This window comes from Geomonas anaerohicana (assembly GCF_016458305.1).
GTDB classification, from domain to species: domain Bacteria; phylum Desulfobacterota; class Desulfuromonadia; order Geobacterales; family Geobacteraceae; genus Geomonas; species Geomonas anaerohicana.
Genome location: NZ_JAEMHL010000006.1, coordinates 75,446 through 92,503, shown reverse-complemented (window position 1 = coordinate 92,503; position 17,058 = coordinate 75,446). Strand labels below are relative to the sequence as shown.

Annotated in this window: 16 protein-coding genes; 3 read left to right on the top strand and 13 right to left on the bottom strand. The window is 60.6% G+C overall.

The genetic code is table 11. The features are described 5' to 3' along the window. Nucleotides 1–62 precede the first annotated feature (62 nt). From JFN91_RS12730 to JFN91_RS12695, 8 genes are all read right to left on the bottom strand, one after another. Entirely contained in the window at nt 63–545 is a 483-nt protein-coding gene (locus tag JFN91_RS12730; protein WP_199389572.1) for a hypothetical protein, read from the bottom strand. Between the two features lie 29 nt (nt 546–574). Beyond that, on the bottom strand, nt 575–1,276 hold the full coding sequence (locus JFN91_RS12725) for a C39 family peptidase (RefSeq protein ID WP_199389571.1): 702 nt from the start codon (nt 1,274–1,276) through the stop codon (nt 575–577). 11 nt (nt 1,277–1,287) lie between these two features. After that, nucleotides 1,288–1,641, bottom strand: a complete 354-nt coding sequence (locus JFN91_RS12720) for a hypothetical protein (protein ID WP_199389570.1) — start codon at nt 1,639–1,641, stop codon at nt 1,288–1,290. A gap of 105 nt (nt 1,642–1,746) precedes the next feature. Then, entirely contained in the window at nt 1,747–2,886 is a 1,140-nt protein-coding gene (locus JFN91_RS12715) for a hypothetical protein (protein ID WP_199389569.1), read from the bottom strand. A gap of 117 nt (nt 2,887–3,003) precedes the next feature. Next, the gene (locus JFN91_RS12710) at nt 3,004–3,348 is read right to left on the bottom strand and encodes a hypothetical protein (RefSeq protein ID WP_199389568.1); all 345 of its coding nucleotides are present in this window, start codon (nt 3,346–3,348) and stop codon (nt 3,004–3,006) included. 251 nt (nt 3,349–3,599) lie between these two features. Next, entirely contained in the window at nt 3,600–5,117 is a 1,518-nt protein-coding gene (locus JFN91_RS12705; RefSeq protein ID WP_199389567.1) for a sigma-54 interaction domain-containing protein, read from the bottom strand. 87 nt (nt 5,118–5,204) lie between these two features. Next, nucleotides 5,205–6,194, bottom strand: coding sequence for a transporter (locus JFN91_RS12700; protein ID WP_199389566.1), 990 nt, complete (start codon nt 6,192–6,194; stop codon nt 5,205–5,207). A 514-nt stretch (nt 6,195–6,708) separates the two neighbouring features. Further along, the gene (locus JFN91_RS12695) at nt 6,709–7,500 is read right to left on the bottom strand and encodes a tetratricopeptide repeat protein (protein WP_199389565.1); all 792 of its coding nucleotides are present in this window, start codon (nt 7,498–7,500) and stop codon (nt 6,709–6,711) included. A 155-nt stretch (nt 7,501–7,655) separates the two neighbouring features. On the opposite strand from JFN91_RS12695, the gene ptsP reads away from it, so the two are divergent. Then, entirely contained in the window at nt 7,656–9,998 is a 2,343-nt protein-coding gene (gene ptsP / locus JFN91_RS12690; protein WP_199389564.1) for a phosphoenolpyruvate--protein phosphotransferase, read from the top strand. Between the two features lie 41 nt (nt 9,999–10,039). Here the strand turns inward: ptsP and JFN91_RS12685 are convergent, their stop codons facing one another. Next, nucleotides 10,040–10,276 (bottom strand): YtxH domain-containing protein, encoded by a 237-nt coding sequence (locus JFN91_RS12685; RefSeq protein WP_199389563.1) that lies wholly within the window; start codon nt 10,274–10,276, stop codon nt 10,040–10,042. Between the two features lie 192 nt (nt 10,277–10,468). Between JFN91_RS12685 and JFN91_RS12680 the strand changes: the two genes are divergently transcribed. Further along, entirely contained in the window at nt 10,469–11,809 is a 1,341-nt protein-coding gene (locus JFN91_RS12680) for a peptidylprolyl isomerase (RefSeq protein WP_199389562.1), read from the top strand. Between the two features lie 328 nt (nt 11,810–12,137). Here JFN91_RS12680 and JFN91_RS12675 read toward each other — a convergent pair whose 3' ends face one another. The 4 genes from JFN91_RS12675 to JFN91_RS12660 form a co-directional block, all read right to left on the bottom strand. Further along, nucleotides 12,138–12,653 (bottom strand): ferritin, encoded by a 516-nt coding sequence (locus JFN91_RS12675; protein ID WP_199389561.1) that lies wholly within the window; start codon nt 12,651–12,653, stop codon nt 12,138–12,140. Nucleotides 12,654–12,780: 127 nt separating this feature from the next. Beyond that, a complete protein-coding gene (locus tag JFN91_RS12670) occupies nt 12,781–13,587 on the bottom strand; it encodes a glycosyltransferase (RefSeq protein ID WP_199389560.1) in 807 nt (268 codons plus the stop codon). Beyond that, nucleotides 13,569–14,306, bottom strand: a complete 738-nt coding sequence (locus tag JFN91_RS12665; RefSeq protein WP_199389559.1) for a class I SAM-dependent methyltransferase — start codon at nt 14,304–14,306, stop codon at nt 13,569–13,571. The genes JFN91_RS12670 and JFN91_RS12665 overlap by 19 nt, the downstream gene beginning before the upstream one ends. 171 nt (nt 14,307–14,477) lie before the next feature. After that, nucleotides 14,478–15,239, bottom strand: coding sequence for a slipin family protein (locus tag JFN91_RS12660; protein WP_199389558.1), 762 nt, complete (start codon nt 15,237–15,239; stop codon nt 14,478–14,480). A 144-nt stretch (nt 15,240–15,383) separates the two neighbouring features. Between JFN91_RS12660 and JFN91_RS12655 the strand changes: the two genes are divergently transcribed. After that, nucleotides 15,384–16,760, top strand: a complete 1,377-nt coding sequence (locus tag JFN91_RS12655) for a sigma-54-dependent transcriptional regulator (protein ID WP_199389557.1) — start codon at nt 15,384–15,386, stop codon at nt 16,758–16,760. Nucleotides 16,761–17,058: the final 298 nt, after the last annotated feature.

The window sequence follows — 17,058 nt, the reverse complement described above, 5'->3', positions numbered from 1 at the left end:
TGCCGCAATGATAGCCGGGTACGGCGCCGGTCCGGTCGGCTCGCACCCAACAATGGGCAGGACTACCTCACGGCGTTGATCATCTGCTGCCGCAGCGCCGACTGAAGGCTTATGTCCCGGAAGACCGACATGTTCGCTAACTGGGCGTTGATGGCCAGGTGGTTGCTGATGACCTGCCTGTCGAGCGTGTTCTGGATCACCGCCAACCCTCCGGGCAGCGAACCCGTTCCCTGCGTTGCATGGAAGAGGTTGCTCCCCTCCGGCCCGATCTGCACCAGGGTAGTGCCCGCGCCGCTCTTCGAGGCCCCGGCTGATGAGAAGTTGAAGCTGCTGGATGCGCTCAGGACGCCGTTGACGTAGACCGCACGCTCTATGCCGAAGGAGACGAGGAGGCCGTCCTGTCCGAAAAAGCCGCCCCTGCTTGCCGCGAGCTCAGCATCGGCCACGGCCGGCGCGGCCATCATATCCTGCGCCGGTCCCGCCCCTGCCAGGGAAGCGCACAGCAGCGCCAGGGACGTTATCAAGATGATCCCTTTGCTTTTCATGGTGTTACCCCTTTAAGCGTACTGACCGCTCAAAAACCTCTGCGTGCCGTCAGGAACAGGGTCGGATCCAACAACTGTGCGCTGGTGAGCGGCTCCACCCCGGCCAGCCTGCTCCTTGCCGGCCACTCGCCCGGCTCGTTGAAGTGCCGGCTCGCCAGGTCCTTGTGACTGCGCACCAGGAACACCAGGCCGTTCCACCACCGCTCGAACTCCCCGCGCGGCACGGTCTTCGCTCCCTGCGCCGGATCCCCCAGCAGCACCTCGGCTGCCGTGACCCCCTTCACCACAACGAAGTGGCGGTACCCCCGGATGTTGACCAGGGCAATGGCGGGAATACCGACCTTTTCCAGCTTGTCCAGCGTGATGCGGTAGCCGTCGGCCTGGTAGCCGCGCCGCTCCAGGTACTTTTTCATGTCGAGCAGGGAAAAACCTTCGCGGCGGATCTTTTCCTTGTCGCCGTTTTCGAACATGGCGAGGAACACTGCGTCCTCGCTGACCCGGTCCTCGTAGTGGTAGGTCAAAAGGGTGGCAAGGGCCGCCGAACCGCAACTGAAATCGTACTGTTGCTGCACGGTCCGCTTGAAGCGGAGCTCCTTCACGCTGGTCACGGGAACGTTCACGCTGCCCAGGAAAGCGCCGGGCACGGCGACGGTTCCGGCCATGCCCGGCATGGGCGCCGCCAAAAGCGAGGCGGCAAAGAGCAGCGCGGTCTTGATAGCGGAACGTGACATAACGCCTCCGGTCAGCGTACGCTCAGATTGAGGATGAAAGAACTCTGGATCACGTTCTGGTTGCCCGAGTTCTGGATGATGGTCGCGACCCCGTTGGTGGCGCCGAACGCGTTGTCGCCGACCACGTTGGTCCCGGTGCCGGCCGAGGTGAGCAGGTTGCTCGCCACACTGGCGTTCGACTCGGAACTGTTGATCGTGTTCACCATCTCTTCGACCTGCACCCCTTGTCGCCCGGTCTGCTGGGCCATGGCGCCCTCGGCAAGCGGCGCGCCCAGATCAGCCTGCCCGATTTCCGAGGCGACCACCGGCGGGGCGAAGGCCATGCCAAGCATCACTGCAAAGGTAACTATGTGCTTGCGTATCATGGCCGCTTCCTTTCTTGGGCCACGGGGAGCCCGTCTGGTACGCAGTGCGGGCCCCGGTTGGTGCCGGGGCCCGCTCCTTCCTGTGGCGGCAGGTCCGCCCCCCTGTTACTGCCCCGGGTTCAGGCTGAGGTTAGACTGAACGTTTATCGAAGGCTGGATCAGCGAATTCATGCCGCTGTTCTGGGTCACGGTGGTGATCCCGGCTGCGCTCTGGAATGCGGAGCCGGAGATGTCGTTGTTGCCGGTCGTGATGTAGGCGCGCTTGCCGAGGTCGACGGAGTTGGCGGAAACGGCGCCTTCGAGCTGGGTGCTCGACACGGCCACGGCCACGTCGCCGATGGTGATGCTCAGGTCATGGCTGTCGGTTGCGCTTTCGGACTTGCTGACCGAGACGGTATTGTAGGAGTCCTCGTACTTGGTCTCGTTTTTGGTCTCGTTCTCGGTTTTGCTGAAGTTGCGGTTATCGCTTCTGGTCACGTTGGTGGTATTGAAGGAATCCTCGTTCTCGGTCTTGGTGTTGCCCGAGGCGACGGTATTGCCCGACTCCTTGTTGGCAACCGAGTTATCCGTGTTGAAGGAGCCCTTGTTCTCGGTGGAGTTGTCGGTCTTGGTCACGGTGACGGTCTTGCTGTTGCCCGAGGCGATCTGGTTGCCGGACTCCTTGGAGACGTTGACGTTCTCGGTCTCGGTGGAGGTGTTGTACGACCCCTTGGTGTTGACCGAGTTGTCGGTCGGGGTGATGGTCACGGTCTTGGTGGCGCTGTTGCCCGAGGCGATCGAGTTGCCCGACTCCTTGCTGACGTTCACGTTCTCGGTCGAGGTGTTGTACGACCCCTTGGTGTTGACCGAGTTGTCGGTCGGGGTGATGGTCACGGTCTTGGTGGCACTGTTGCCCGAGGCGATCTGGTTCCCGGACTCCTTGTTCACGGAGGTGTTCTCGGTCTCGGTCTTGGTGAAGGTGTTGAACGATTCCTTGTTGGTGGTGGAGTTGTCGGTCGGGGTGATGGTCACCGTCTTGGTGGCGGTATTGCCCGAAGCGATAGTGTTGCCGTTTTCCTTGCTCACGGAGGTGTTCTCGGTGGAGCTCAAGGTATTGCTGTTGCTGGTGGTGCTGCTTGCGCTGCTGCCATCCACGGCGACGGCAGCGCCCAGGGCGCCGTCGTTGGAAGCATCTATGGCGTAGGCGAAACCGGAAAGGGATACCACTGCTGCTGCGGCCAGGATGGCGACGATACGTGATTTCATGACTTCCTCCTTTTGATGTGTTGACTGCATTGGAATGAGGACCCTGCTACGTGAACCACTCCCCGCCGGGCCATGGCCCCGGCGTAAAACTGTTTGCTGCCTCTTCGATGAGTCGACTCAGTGCATCTGCTGCGGCTTGGCAACTCCCCTCCCCTCGTCCCACAGCTTCACGTCGCTTAGCTGCAGCGAGGATTGCAGGGGCACTCCACCCAGGAGGTAGCGCCCGTGCACCGCGTTCAGTTCCTCAGTGGCAAGCGGCGTCCCCTCCAGTTGATTAAAACCCTGCTGCTTGACGGCTAGCGCTTCCCGTACATCCGCCCCCTGTGCAACGTGAGGCAGTTCCTCGCAGAGGTTGAGCGCGACCAGGTCCGTCGTCGTGGCCGGAGAACCGGCCGGCTTCATCTCCGCATGGGCCGCTGCCGCCGTCAGCAGCAGGGCAAGCATCAGCGTGCATCGTTTCATGACCACCTCCGCTACGTGTCACGTGAATACAGCCTCATACCTAGCACGCACCGTGCCAGTTTTTTAAGTTAGTGATTACGTCTAGTTACAGCCCGCCCCCGGCACGGCTTTGTAAAAAGGAGCGGAACACTCTTTTTACACTGTTCGTCGATTATTCGTGATTTCGGCCACTTGAGTGTAAAGGGTGTAAGCGGTCCCGCTTCCCTCCCCGGCATGGGGAGGAAGGCGGCGGAAGATCAGCGCAAATAGGGTCAGGAAATGGTCAGCGGGATGGGTGTCGAGGCGAGGGAAGCGCCGGGGCCGGTGTGGGGGCCGCTGGGGTCGATGCCGTGGCGGCGCATGGACGCGTAGAGGGTTGGCCTGCTTACTCCGAGCACGCGTGCGGCACGGGTGACGCAGTACCCGGTCTGCTCAAGGACGTCGATGATCTGTTCGCGGCTGCTTGCCAGGGCGCAGGATTGCTTTTGCCGCGTGAACGGGACCACCCTTGGCAACTCCAGGTCTTCGGGCTCGATGGCCTTGCCGCTGGCCATCACCAGGGCGCGGCGCACCTTGTTGATGAGCTCCCGGACGTTGCCGGGCCAATGGTAGGCGCTGATGGCCGCCAGCGCCGCGGGCGAGAATCCCTGCAGCTCGTTTTGTTCCACGGCGCCGAAGCGCTGGAAGAAGTACTTGGCAAGCACGACAACGTCGTCTCCGCGCTCGCGCAGCGGGGGAAGCGTGATGCTGATCGTGTTCAGACGGTAATAGAGGTCGCGGCGGAAAGTACCCTGGTCAACCATCGCGGCCAGGTTGCAGTTGGTCGCGGCGATGATGCGGACGTCAACGAGGGTGCCGCGCTTGCCCCCGACACGCTCCACGGTGTGGTCCTCGAGAAAGCGCAAAAGCTTCGCCTGGAGCGGCGTGGGGAGCTCGCCGATCTCGTCCAGGAAAATGGTGCCGCGGTCGGCAAGTTCGAAGCGCCCCGCCTTTCTCGCATAGGCGCCGGTGAAGGCTCCCTTCTCGTAGCCGAACAGTTCGCTCTCCAGCAACTGCTCGGGGATGGCGGCACAATTCACCACCACCATCGGCTGGTCCCGGCGCGGACTCCTCTCGTGAATGGCCTGGGCGGTCAACTCCTTGCCGGTACCGCTTTCGCCGAGGATCAGGATGTTCATGTCGGTGCAGGCCGCTTTGCGTATGGTGGCAAAGACTTCCCGAAGGGCCGGGGCGGTCCCGACGAATTCGTCGTCGCCGCAACCAGGTGGCATCCCGACGATGCTCTGGTCGACGGTGGTGAGCAGCCGCAGCACGAGTCCCGCGTCGCAGCGGGAAAGTCTGGTCTCCAGGCGGGCCAGCAAGGTGGCATGAAGGTGGCGCTCCAGGTAGCCGCTATCCAAAACGTCCACAGGTCCGCGGCAGGAGCCGCACAGCGTGCAATCGGCCTGCAATTCCCCGCCGCAGTACGGGCATCTGCCGTTTACCGGGGCCTGCTGCCGCAGAAAGGACCAGACCGCATCATATGCCTGCCTTTCCGGGAAATAGAGTCTGAACACGGTGCTCTTGAGGGAACTGCGCAGCGGTTGTGCGGGAAGCTCCACCCTGGTGCGGGGCGAGAGGCTGATGTTGAGGGTACAGGTCTCGTCGGAGATGGGGCCCATGCCGCTCACCATGGCGCTGCTCAGGCTCAGCTCGTTCACCACAACCGCCTCTTCCACGCGGCGTTTGCCTGAAAAATGAACGGCACGACCGCTCAAACGGGTCTTGACGCGTATATCCATGCGCGGCATTACGGTTTCTCCTGTTTCCCGACGGTGCCCTCGCCACCTCCGGCCGAATTGGCGCTACAGCGCGCTCGCCCCCGCGCAGTCGCGCGGTCAGAGGTTGAAGGGAACCTTTATGGTCAGTTGCACGTCGGGCGCTGCCTGGGTGAGGCCCGCGCCCAGGGAGAAAATGTAGCTCATCCTGTCGCTTGCGCGGAAGGAAAAGCCGATGAGAAGGGTGCCCAACTGGGTCACCATGGTCCCCGGAAGGTAGCTCTCGTTGCGCTTGACGCGGCCGACAATGCTGTGGTCGTAGCCAAGGCTGATCGAAGTCTTGTCGTTGAGGGCGAACCCCAGGCCGAAATTGGCGTCCACGATGTCACCGGGATCGACGTCGCCGACGCCGGATATGCTGCGCGGTACGTTGACCATGTAGCTCACACTGCCGAAGAAAACCGCAGGATCGGAGGGGACGATGAGGGTAAGTCCGGGCTGTATGCCCCAGAAACCGGAGCCGGTGGGGAGTTTGGTGTAAAACCCGGTAGCCTGGTCTACCGGCATTTCGAAGGGGTCTTTCCCCGTGTTGGACTTGACCCGCAAACCGAGCAGCCAGTAAGACGGTCCGGTGCGGTTCAACTGGTAGCGCAGCCCGAATTCTATGTCACCGAGATCGTTGCCGTCGGCCGTGAATACGCTGGTGACGTTTTGCCCACCGGTGCCGGCCGAGTCGGTCGAGGTGGACTCGGACCGGTAGACGTAGGGAACCTTGACCTCCGCCTCCAGCCTGCTCATCAGCCCGTAGCGCAGCCCCAGCGCGCCGACGAGGGTGTTACTCTCGACGTTCTTTATGTTGATGAGGCCGACCGTGATGGAAGGGATAATGGTATAGCCGACCACGGAGACGAGGTTGGTCGAAGAGTGGGAGTACTGGAAGGAAGGTTCGAAGACGAGCTGGCCGCGAGGAGTGAGAGCCCCCCCCTGCTCAAAGAGCGCGGCGCCGTCCACGGCCGGCTTCTCGTCCTTGGGCTTGACCCCGACAGGTTGCGCCGGAAGTTGGCTGCCGGCGCCTTTCACGTCAGTCACGGCGCGCTGTTCCTCACTCATAGCCTCGGTAGAGGTTGCAAGCAGCACTGCGAAAGCAATCAGTAATGACAGAGATCTCACTAGTCGACTCATAGCATTCCTTTCCTCTGCACAAGTGACCGTCTGCGAGATATATTTCCATTAATTTTTTACATGTCAAGGCTCCTTTATACACAAAATTCAAACTTTACACTTCGTGTAAAGAGAGTGTAAATGTGTAAATTAACGCAGGAGAGAGAAGTTGAAACTTTCTTTGGCAGGAAAACGACCGGCAATTACTTATAGTATTTATTTATTAACAATATGTTGCAGTTCAGGTTCCACATCGTGTACGGGCTGAGCGATGAACGGGACGTCGGGACAGTCCTGCAGCGGGGTTACGGCATGATGCCGAGGGCAAACGGCGTGGCGCTGGGGGCCCTCCCATGGCGCTGAGCGCGCGAAAAAACCCGGCGGCCACGTGGACCGACGGGTTAGTATTTTTCTGCGGGAGCCCCTTTGAAGGCACATCCCGCATGGAAAAGCGGCGCCTTTTTTACTTCATTTCCTCCTTGAGCCCCTCGATCACCGCCTTCACCTCTGCGATCATCTCCCTGGCCTGCGGCGAGTGCTCCCGCTTCAGGTAGTTCTCGAAGTGCTTGATGGCCTCGGCGGTGCGGTCCTGGTCGATGCAGATGTTGCCCAGGGTCAGGTAGCTCATGGTGAAGTCCGGGTCGAGGCGGATCGCCTCCAGCGTCTCGCGCTCGGCCGCCTCCAGGTCGTCCATGTCATAGTAGAGCTCGCCCAGGTTGAAGCGGGCGGTGGCGTCGGTGGGGTCGATCTCGATGCCGCGGTGGTAGGCGGCGATCGCCTTCTCGTTGTCGCCCAGGCCGTAGTAGAGGTCCCCCATGGCGTTCAGGGCGAAGACGTTGGAGGGATCGAGCTCGAGCGCCTTCTGGAAGGCCTTCAGCGCGTCGTCGGCGCGCTCCATGGCGTTGTAGACCAGCCCCATGCTGACGTAGCCGTCGCAATCCTTGGGCTGCAGCTCGGTCACCTTGCGGTAGCAGGCCAGCGCGTCCTTGTGCTTGCCCGACTCGAAGTACACGTCGCCCAGCGCGGTCAGGCCGTCCAGGTCCTGCGGGGCCAGCTCCAGTCCCTTCTTCAGCGCCGCGATGGCGTCATCGACGTGACCGGCCTCGGAGTGTGCCTCGCCGAGGTAGAAGTACCCTTCGGCGTTCTGGGGCTCCAGCGCGATGCAACCCTTGAAAGCCTCGATGGCCTGGGCGTAATCGCCGGACTCCATCTGCGCTATGCCGCTTGCCAGCTTTTCCTCAAAAGTTGTTGCCATTGCCACCTCCACGACTCCAATCGGATTTCATTGGCGCACACTATAACAGAGATCCCCCCCCTTTGCCAACTCAAGAGCGACGAAATTGCATTAAAAGCTTTCACATATCATTTTACTCATCTATACTGCGACCATCACACGCAAAGGGGAAGGCAATGCCAGAGGAGGCTGGTGAGCAACTGGGACTGAGGACACTGGAGGATATCAGCGCGCTGATTCTCCAGTCCCACGATCTGCAGGAGACTCTGGACAACATCGTTAACCTGGTCGCTAAGAGGATGTCCTCCGACGTCTGCTCCATCTACCTGTTGGAGGAGGACGGCGAGACACTGCGCCTGCACGCCACCCGCGGCCTTTCCAGGCTCTCGGTCGGCATCACCATGAAGATTTCCGAGGGCCTGACCGGCCTGGTCGTGGAGCAGCGCGGCGTGGTCGCCACCGACAACGCCCCCCGCCACCCCCGCTACAAGTACTTCAGAAAGACCAAGGAGGAGAAGGTACTCTCCTTCCTCGGCGTCCCCTTCTTCGAACGCGACACCCCGATGGGGGTCCTGGTCATCCAGAACCGCGAGGCGCGCACCTTCACCCCCCAGGAGATCAGCGCCGTCTCCACCATCGCCTGGCAGATATCCAGCATCGTCTCCAACGCCAAGTTGCTCGACTCGGTACGCAAGAAGGAGGAGGAACGCGCCTTCTTCGCCGCCGAGGTGGACCGCCTCAAAAAGAGCGGCGTCCTGAAGGAAGGGGGGCGGCCGGCACGCAAGTCCCCCTCTTCCGCCGCCCTGACCGGGATCGGCATCTCCCCCGGCTTCGCCCTGGGCAAGGTCTCCATCCTGCATCACCGGGGACCCACCGAAGAAGCGGTCCTGGAACGGGTCCGCCCGCGCGCCGAAGAACTGAACATGTTCCAGCAGGCCCTGGAAAAGGCGCGCATCCACACCATCTACATGGAAAAGCGGATGGGCGAGATCCTCTCCGAGGCGGACGCGGCCATCTTCCACAGCCACCTGATGATCCTCGAGGACCGCGGTTTCATCGCCAAGATCACCGCCCTCATCGAAGAGGGGCTCGGCGCGCACCGCGCGGTGAACCAGGTGGTCGAGGCCTACGTCTCCGCCTTCGCCCGCATGGAAGATCCCTATTTGCGCGAGCGTTCCGCCGACATGGAGGACATCGGCCGCCGGATCTGCGACGCCCTGAACGGCCACAGCAAGCACCGCGAGCGGCTGCGCGAGGAGCGCATCATCGTGGCGCGCGAACTGCTCCCCTCCGACCTGGCCATTATGGACCACGGCAAGGTGATCGGCATCGCCACCGAGAAGGGGAACCAGAACGCCCACTCCGCCATCATGGCACGCGCCCTCGGCATCCCCGCGGTCTTCGGCGTGGAGGGCCTCCTGCAGCGGGTCGGCGTGCGCAGCGAGGTGGTGGTGGACGGCAACTCGGGCTGCGTCTACGTGAACCCCGACCAAAGCGTCAAGCAGGAGTACGTGCGGCTGCAGGGCGAGTTCGACCAGAAGCAGCGCGCCCTGGAGGAGATTCGCGACCTCCCCGCCCAAACCCCGGACGGCTGCACCGTCTCCCTTCTGGCCAACATCGGTCTTTTGAGCGACCTCAAGGTGGCCCACCTGCACGGTGCCGAGGGGGTAGGCCTGTACCGCACCGAGTTCCCCTTCATGACCCGCTCCTCGCTCCCCACGCGCCAGGTGCAGGCGTCGGTCTACCGCAAGGTGCTGGAAGGATTCCCGGACCTGCCGGTGCACATCAGGACCCTGGACATCGGAGGCGACAAGGGACTCTCCTACTTCCCCCACCCCAAGGAGGACAACCCGTTTCTGGGGTGGCGCTCCATGCGCCTGTCGCTGGACCGGGAGGACATCCTGCGTGAGCAGTTGGCCGCCATCCTCATCGCCTCGGCGTCCGGGAAATGCAACCTCATGTTCCCGATGATCTCCGGGGTGGACGAGGTGCGCCGCATCAAGGCGATTCTGTCACAGGTAAAAGACGAACTGACCCGTGAGGGAAGAAGCTTCGACCCGGAGATAGGCTTCGGCGTGATGGTGGAACTCCCGGCGGCGATCCTGGTGATCGACATGCTGGTCAGGGAGGTCGACTACGTCAGCATCGGCACCAACGACCTGATCCAATACACGCTTGCCTGCGACAGGAACAACCCCAGGGTGAGGAAGTGGTACGACCCGTACCATCCGGCGGTGCTGCATTCGATAAAGAAGGTGGCGGATGCCGCCGCGGGCGCGGGAAAACCGGCCTCCTTGTGCGGCGAGATGGCGGGAGAGCCTATCAACGCGGTGCTGCTCATGGGGCTTGGGCTGCGCTGTTTCAGCCTGTCGGCGCCCAACATCCCCAAGGTGAAGGAAGCGGTGCGGCGCGTCAGCCTGCAAAAGGCGCGGGAGATCGGCGACCGGGTGCTCGCCATGGAGAGCGCCCAGTCGATAAGGGAATACCTGGAAGCGGCCCAGCGGGAGCTGGGGCTTTAAAAACAAAGGCCGGGGCCCATCAGGGACCCGGCCTTGTTACGTTATATCCAGCAGTCGCCGCCGTCGTAGTTCATCTGATCGGTGCCGTTCTTCCTGGAACGCATCTTCGCGTTTTTCACGCACCCTTTCAGCTTGTCCAGCGCCTCGTCTTTCGCTTCGCCCAGCTTCTCGCGGACCTCGCGACCGGTTTTCGGGGTAAAGAGGAGAGCGGCACCCGCAGCTACCGCGGCTCCGGCCAGGAAGGCCAGCAGAGCGGCCTGTTCGCTTTTCTTCGACATGTCGTATGCTCCTTTTGGTTCTGGAAGTTGTAACCGGAGAAAAATGTGCAGTCATTCTTATCACATTCCGCGGCGCATTAAAACCCCCAACAGCAAATAATGACGCTTTTCCTGCCATTCTGTTTTCTGATTTGAATTGACAACCGTTAGGTGCTACTATCCGTTGATAAAAAATTCCCAAAGGAGATGTGCATGTTTTCCTTCAAGAAATCCTCTGTGCCTGCCGTTGCCGCCCTCCTGATGGCCTTGACACTTCCCGCAGCCGCGCTTGCCGAAGAAGCTGCCGGTAGCGCCGCGGCGGAGCCGGCTGCCAAGACGGCGCCGAAGCCTGCCAAGAAAGCGCACAAGAAGCACGTAAAGAAAGGAGCCAAGCCCGCCGCCAAGGCCAAGGCCAAGACAGCGGCCAAGGCGACCGCACCCGCCGCGAAACCGGCAGCGAAGACCGCCGCGCAGGAGCCCGTCAAAGAGGCGGCCAAGGAGCCCGTCAAGGAAGCGGCCAAGGCCCCGGCTCAGGAAGCGGCCAAAGAGCCGGTCAAGGAAGCGACCAAGGCGCCTGCCAAGGACCAGGGCAAGGACCCGCTCAAGGAAGCCACCGAGCTTGCCAAGGAGCAGCAGCAGAGGGAGCAATCCCAGCAGTCGCAGCACCCGGCCAACATCGCGGTACTCCACGTCAACAACTCCGTCATCACCAAGCTCGATATGGATCGCGCCCTCAAGGTTATGCTGGCGCAAAGCCAGGTGAAGCAGCCCTTGGCGCCCGATGCCCAGAAAGAGGCTGAAGCCGCGGTACTGGAGCAGCTCACCTCCGTGGAACTGCTGTACCAGGAGGCGGTCAAGCTCGAAGTACCCGACCTGGACAAGCAGGTCACTGACAAAGTCGCCCAGAACCGGGCCAAGTTCAAGACTGACCAGGAGTTCATCGATGCGTTGAAGAGCGTCGACATGACCATGCAGGACATGCAGGACTTCACCCGCAAGGACATCGTCATCAACAACTTCATCGAGCAGAAATTCACCGCCAAGGCGGCCGCCACCGACGCCGAGGCCAAGAAGTTCTACGAAGACAACAAGAACCAGTACTTCATGCAGCCCGAAGGGGTTCGTGCCAGCCACATCCTGGTGAGCGTCGACGAGAAGGCGACCCCGGAGGAGCGCAAGCGCGCCAAGGAGAAAGCCGAGGCGCTGCTCAAGCGCGTCAAGGCCGGTGAAGATTTCGCCGCCGTCGCCAAGGCCGAGTCCTCCTGCCCCTCCGCGAGCCAGGGAGGCGACCTCGGTGCCTTCGGTCGTGGCGAGATGGTACCCGCCTTCGAGAAAGCCGCTTTCGCCCTCAAGACCGGTGAAGTGAGCGGAGTCGTCGAATCCGAGTTCGGTTATCACATCATCAAGGTCACCGACAAGCAGGAAGCCGGCGCCGAGAAGTTCGACAACGTGAAAGACAAGATCGCCGACTTCCTCAAGCGTCAGAAAGTACAGCAGGAAGTCACCAGTCTGGTCGAGCAGCTGAAGAAGACCGCCAAGATCCAGAAGGACTAGTCCCCTCCCCTGATCTGAATAAAAAAGGGGCCCCGTGGTTACGGGGCCCTTTTTTTTATTCCTGGTTCCCAAGCTCCAGCTTGGGAACCCCATATTGATGCAAAGCTCCAGCTTTGCATCCGAGGGAAGTTGGAGCTTCGGAGAGACTTTATGTTCCCAAGGCGACCTTGGGAACGAGATCAAGACTAAAAGACAGGCATTAACGCAAAGGCGCCAAGGCGCGGAGGCGCTAAGAAGGCTCAAGGTTTTACCCGTTTACTCTTTGCGACTTTGCGGCTCCGCGTCTTTGCGTTGAGGCTAGGAACCTTTGGGGGGATTTCGCCTGTAATTATGCCGCCGTAGTCGGCGGCGGCACGAACACCCTGGCCGCCAGCTCATTGTCCAGCATCAAAAGCCCCTGCCCGTTGTCCCCGATCAGCTTCAGCTTTCCGATGATATCCCTATCGTTCTCCTCCTCCTCGATCTGCTCGGTCACGAACCACTGCAGGAAGATATTGGTCGCATGGTCCTTCTCCGATAGGGCAAGGTCGGTAAGTTCGTTGATGGAGCTAGTAATGGTGAGTTCATGCTTCAAGGTCTGCTCGAACATGTCCAAAAGGCTCTTGAACTCGGCCGGAGGGGCGTCGATCGCCTGCAGCTTCACGTGCTCGCCGCGGCTGTTGATGTAGTTGTAAAACTTCATGGCATGAACCATCTCTTCCTGGTACTGGACCATGAACCAGTTGGCACTCCCTTTGAGTCCGATGGACGAGGCATAGGAAGACATGGAGAGGTAAAGATAGGCAGAGTAAAGTTCGTTGTTCAGTTGTTTGTTGAGAGCGGCGCACAGCTTTTCGGTCAGCATCAGGTTTTCCTCCTTGTAATCAAATAGCACGAAGTCTTGAACATCCTGTCTTTGTCATCCACGTACTATGTTACCGAAGGCTGTGCGGTTGGCAAGCAGGGTATACGCAAGGCAGGTAGTGTGGCGGTCAGCCCCGTGATTCTACAGGACGGCTGCTCCAGCCATCCAGGTAGCGCTTGTACCCCTTCCGGGCCGGCGTCCTCAGGTAGACGAACAAGGTGGCGAACTCCGCCATGGCCTTCAGGTAATCCGCCATGGCAACCTTGGACCCCTTCACGTCACGCCATTCCTCCAGGGGGAACTCCACCCAGTTGGCGCACGCCTCGTCACTGGATGCTTCCAGCACCAGCGGGAACCTGGCCAGCAGTTCGACATCGAAGGTCCAACTCACCTTGAAGGGACTGGAGAAGACGATTTTCAACGCGGTGGAATTGCGGAAGATCTTGGCGCCGCACTGGGTGTCGTAGACATTCATGCCGAGGAGCAGAGAGGCGAAGGTGGCGAAGATCCTGCCCAGGTAGTGCCTCATGGGCCTGCGCTTGATCCTCCTGCCCAAGAGCCGGACCCGCGCCCCCAGCACGGCGTCTACCTGGCGCTGTTCCAGCACCGCGCAGAACTCCGGGATGACCTCGAGCGGCGTAGCAAGGTCGGCGTCCCAGTAACCGACGTAATCGAAAGGCCCCTCGCTCGCCTCAAGCACCCCGCGCCGGACCGCCTCCGCTTTGCCGCAGTTGGTCTCGAGGTCGAGCACCTCGACCTGAGCGGGATTCTTGTCCCTGATGGCATTGAGGACCCGCAGCGTGTCGTCGTTGCTGCCGTCGTTAACGAAGAGAAATGACAAGGAGGGATCGTTATGCAGGGCCGCGAGGAAGGAGTTCGGCTGCAGGCGCTGTGCTTCGTTGTAACAGGGGACGACTATCCTTGTTTTTCGCACAGCACCCATCCTGTCAGGCCCGGTATCTTGACACCCAACCGTCCTGCGGCAAGGAGAATCTTGTTGTCCAGCTTAAGAGCCCGGTGGACCAGGGAGGTGAGCAGCGGCCCTTTGCGCCAATGTCCGACCCCTTCCGAAGCGTCGGCGCATTTCAGCAGCTTGAACAGCACCAGCTTTGGCAACAGCAACGAGAAGAACAGGTAACCGCAACGGCGGGACCGCAACCCAGCCTCCTCGACCACCCGCAGTAACTGCGGCAGGCTATAGCGCCTGTAGTGCCCCAGGAAGTAGTCGTGTCCGCTGAAGATGGCCTGAAACGCCGGCACCGTGATCAGGATCAGCCCTTTGCCGGCAACGTGGCGCTCGGCGATATCCGCGAGAAATGAGAGATCATTCTGGACATGTTCCATCACGTCAAGCAGCAGCACCAAATCGAAGGTTCCCTCTTCGGGCAATTCCTTCCGGAATGAGATCCCCCCCTTGGTTGCAGCGAACTCGGCAAGCTGTTTGTCGGAGAGGTTGGTATCAACCGCGGTGATTTTCACCCCGGGAACCTCTTTATACAGAAACTCGGCAACGAAGCCGTCCCCGCACCCGATATCAAGGATGCGCATGCCGGGAGTCACATAATCAAAGAGAATCTCCTGCAAAGCATCCAGTCGGGATGTTTCCCAGGGATGTCTATTCTGGTTGTCCGCCTGTGCCTCTTTAAGGTCCATGCCGCCGTAACCATGCCTTTGTCAGCCTTTTTAAGATGGCGCCAATGTCTCACATCGACACTGCGTAGTCAACGATTCCTGGGCAATCAGTGGTGCCCTGAATGGCTGGACCAGGTAAGCCAGGACATATTTGCCCACGAAGCGTTGCACCTCGCCTCACGTCCCCCTCCCCTACTTCCCCATCCTATCCATGAACATCTTGATCAGATCAATAGGCACCGGGAAGATGGTGGTAGAGTTCTTCTCCGCCGCGATCTCCGTCAGCGTCTGCAGATAGCGCAGTTGCAGCGACATCGGCTCGTTGCCCATGATCGTTGCCGCCTGCGCCAGCTTCTCGGAGGCCTGCAGTTCCCCTTCGGCATGGATAACCTTGGCGCGCCGCTCGCGCTCCGCCTCCGCCTGCCGCGCAATGGCCCGCTGCATCTCCTGCGGCAGGTCGATATTCTTCACCTCCACCGTGGAAACCTTCACCCCCCACGGCTCCGTCTGCCGGTCCAGGATCTCCTGCAGTTCCTTGTTGATCTTCTCCCGGTTGGCGAGGAGTTCGTCCAGGTCCACCTGCCCCAGCACGCTCCTGAGCGTGGTCTGCGAAAGCTGGCTGGTGGCGTAGAGGTAATTCTCCATCTCGACCACCGCCCGCACCGCGTCCACCACGCGGAAGTAGATGACCGCAGAAACCTTGACCGTCACGTTGTCATGGGTGATCACGTCCTGGGAGGGAACGTCCATGGCCACGATGCGTAGCGAGACCCGCACCAGCCTGTCAATGCCGGGAATGATCAATACGAGACCCGGACCGCGCACCTTCTTGACCCGGCCCAGCCGGAACAGCACCCCGCGCTCGTACTCAGGCAGGATGCGGATCGCGTTGGCCAGAAACGCGACAATCAGAAACAGGACAATAAGCACCGGAAACAGGTTCACGACGTTCATGATTCCCTCCGCGGAAAGTTCTTAATAAAAGAGCGAAAAAACCCGGGTAAGTATATCGGAACAAGGCTTTACGTCAAATTGCCGTCTTGCCAAATAGAGCCATCCATGTTATTGAAGAAATCTCTAACACTGGGAACTTACCGAATGAAACCCACCATCAAAATACTGCTCATAGAAGACGACGACGGCAGCCGCGAGGCGATGCTCATCCTGCTCAAGGCGAGCGGGTTTGCCATCAAGGGATGCTCCAGCGGCAAGGAAGGTCTGGACCAGTTGGCCGGCGAGCCGTTCGACATCGTCATCAGCGACCTGTTCCTGCCCGACATGAACGGCATCGACATCCTGACGCGGGTCAAGCAGGACTCCCCGCGCACCGAGGTCATCCTGGTCACCGGCCACGGTTCCGCCGAGACCGCCGTGCAGGCGATGAAGAAAGGCGCCTACGACTACATCACCAAGCCCCTCAACATCGAAGAGCTGCGCATCATCATCGATAAGGCCGTCGAGAAGGGGCAGCTGTTAAGCGAGAACGTCTACCTCAAGAAGCAGTTGCAGGACAAGTACGAGTTCGCCAACATCATCGGCAACTCCCAGGCCATGCAGCAGCTCTTCTCGCGCATGAAGCGCATCATCAAGACTGACTCCACCGTCCTCATCCTGGGCGAATCCGGCACCGGCAAGGAGCTGGTCGCCAAGGCGATTCACTTCAACGGCAACCGCAAGGACAAACCCTTCATCGCCGTGAACTGCTCCGCCATCCCGGAGAACCTCCTGGAGAGCGAACTGTTCGGGCATGTGAAAGGGGCCTTCACCGGCGCGGTGAAGGAGAAGGTGGGCAAGTTCGAGGCCGCCAACTACGGCACCATCTTCCTCGACGAGATCGGCACCCTTCCCATGCACCTGCAGACCAAGCTGCTGCGCGTGCTGCAGGAGCAGGAAGTCGAGCGCGTCGGGTCCAACAAGCAGATCAAGCTGGACGTGCGCGTCGTGTCCGCCACCAACGTGAACCTCGAGGAAGAAGTCGCGCGCGGCAATTTCCGTGAAGACCTCTTCTACCGGCTCAACGTCATCCCGGTCCTCATTCCGCCCCTGCGCGAGCGCATCGAGGACATCCTCCCCCTCACCCGTCATTTCCTGGAGAAGAACTGCCGGAGCATGCAGCGTCCCATCATGCACCTCGACAAGGAGGCCCTGGAGGCGCTGGAGGCGTATCCCTGGAACGGCAACGTGCGCGAACTGGAGAACATCATGGAGCGCATCGTCGCCTTAACCGAAGGCGACGTCATCACCCTGCGCGACCTCCCCGCCAACATCGCCAAGAGTTACCAGGAAGGCGCCCACTCCGTCAGCGTGACCCCGGCCGGGATCGACATGGTCCAGGCCATCAGCGAGATCGAAAAGCGCATGATCGGCGAGGCCCTTCAGTTAGCCGGAGGCGTTAAGGCCCGTGCCGCCGCCATGCTCAGCATCAACCGCACCACCCTCGTCGAAAAGATGCGCCGCCTCGGTATGCCGCTTTAGTCCTTTTCTGAGGAGGAGGCGCGGCCTGCCCCTCCTAGCCTCTCCCCTCCCCTCACCACCCGTTGCAGCCATCAGCCAGTAAAAGCGTCTAAAGCTTCGCCTTTACACCGATGAAGTATTTTTATATATTGCGATCTAACCCGTTTAAGGATGTGATGGGGAGATGGCCAGTTTTCTGGCCATCCCCCCAATCGGCACAAATTCGATCCATTGGCATGTATCACATCAGCATGTTACGTCAGCAGGTCTATTAGCTTAATCAATATATAAGCGCCAATGTGGGAGGATGACGGCAATT

Coding starts and splice junctions, on each gene's coding strand:
- JFN91_RS12705 (WP_199389567.1), bottom strand. CDS start 5,117: ATGCCGCGCATGGATATACGCGTCAAGACCCGTTTGAGCGGTCGTGCC.
- JFN91_RS12700 (WP_199389566.1), bottom strand. CDS start 6,194: ATGAGTGAGGAACAGCGCGCCGTGACTGACGTGAAAGGCGCCGGCAGC.
- JFN91_RS12725 (WP_199389571.1), bottom strand. CDS start 1,276: ATGTCACGTTCCGCTATCAAGACCGCGCTGCTCTTTGCCGCCTCGCTT.
- JFN91_RS12680 (WP_199389562.1), top strand. CDS start 10,469: ATGTTTTCCTTCAAGAAATCCTCTGTGCCTGCCGTTGCCGCCCTCCTG.
- JFN91_RS12685 (WP_199389563.1), bottom strand. CDS start 10,276: ATGTCGAAGAAAAGCGAACAGGCCGCTCTGCTGGCCTTCCTGGCCGGA.
- JFN91_RS12695 (WP_199389565.1), bottom strand. CDS start 7,500: ATGGCAACAACTTTTGAGGAAAAGCTGGCAAGCGGCATAGCGCAGATG.
- JFN91_RS12655 (WP_199389557.1), top strand. CDS start 15,384: ATGAAACCCACCATCAAAATACTGCTCATAGAAGACGACGACGGCAGC.
- JFN91_RS12730 (WP_199389572.1), bottom strand. CDS start 545: ATGAAAAGCAAAGGGATCATCTTGATAACGTCCCTGGCGCTGCTGTGC.
- JFN91_RS12720 (WP_199389570.1), bottom strand. CDS start 1,641: ATGATACGCAAGCACATAGTTACCTTTGCAGTGATGCTTGGCATGGCC.
- JFN91_RS12675 (WP_199389561.1), bottom strand. CDS start 12,653: ATGCTGACCGAAAAGCTGTGCGCCGCTCTCAACAAACAACTGAACAAC.
- ptsP (WP_199389564.1), top strand. CDS start 7,656: ATGCCAGAGGAGGCTGGTGAGCAACTGGGACTGAGGACACTGGAGGAT.
- JFN91_RS12665 (WP_199389559.1), bottom strand. CDS start 14,306: ATGGACCTTAAAGAGGCACAGGCGGACAACCAGAATAGACATCCCTGG.
- JFN91_RS12715 (WP_199389569.1), bottom strand. CDS start 2,886: ATGAAATCACGTATCGTCGCCATCCTGGCCGCAGCAGCAGTGGTATCC.
- JFN91_RS12710 (WP_199389568.1), bottom strand. CDS start 3,348: ATGAAACGATGCACGCTGATGCTTGCCCTGCTGCTGACGGCGGCAGCG.
- JFN91_RS12660 (WP_199389558.1), bottom strand. CDS start 15,239: ATGAACGTCGTGAACCTGTTTCCGGTGCTTATTGTCCTGTTTCTGATT.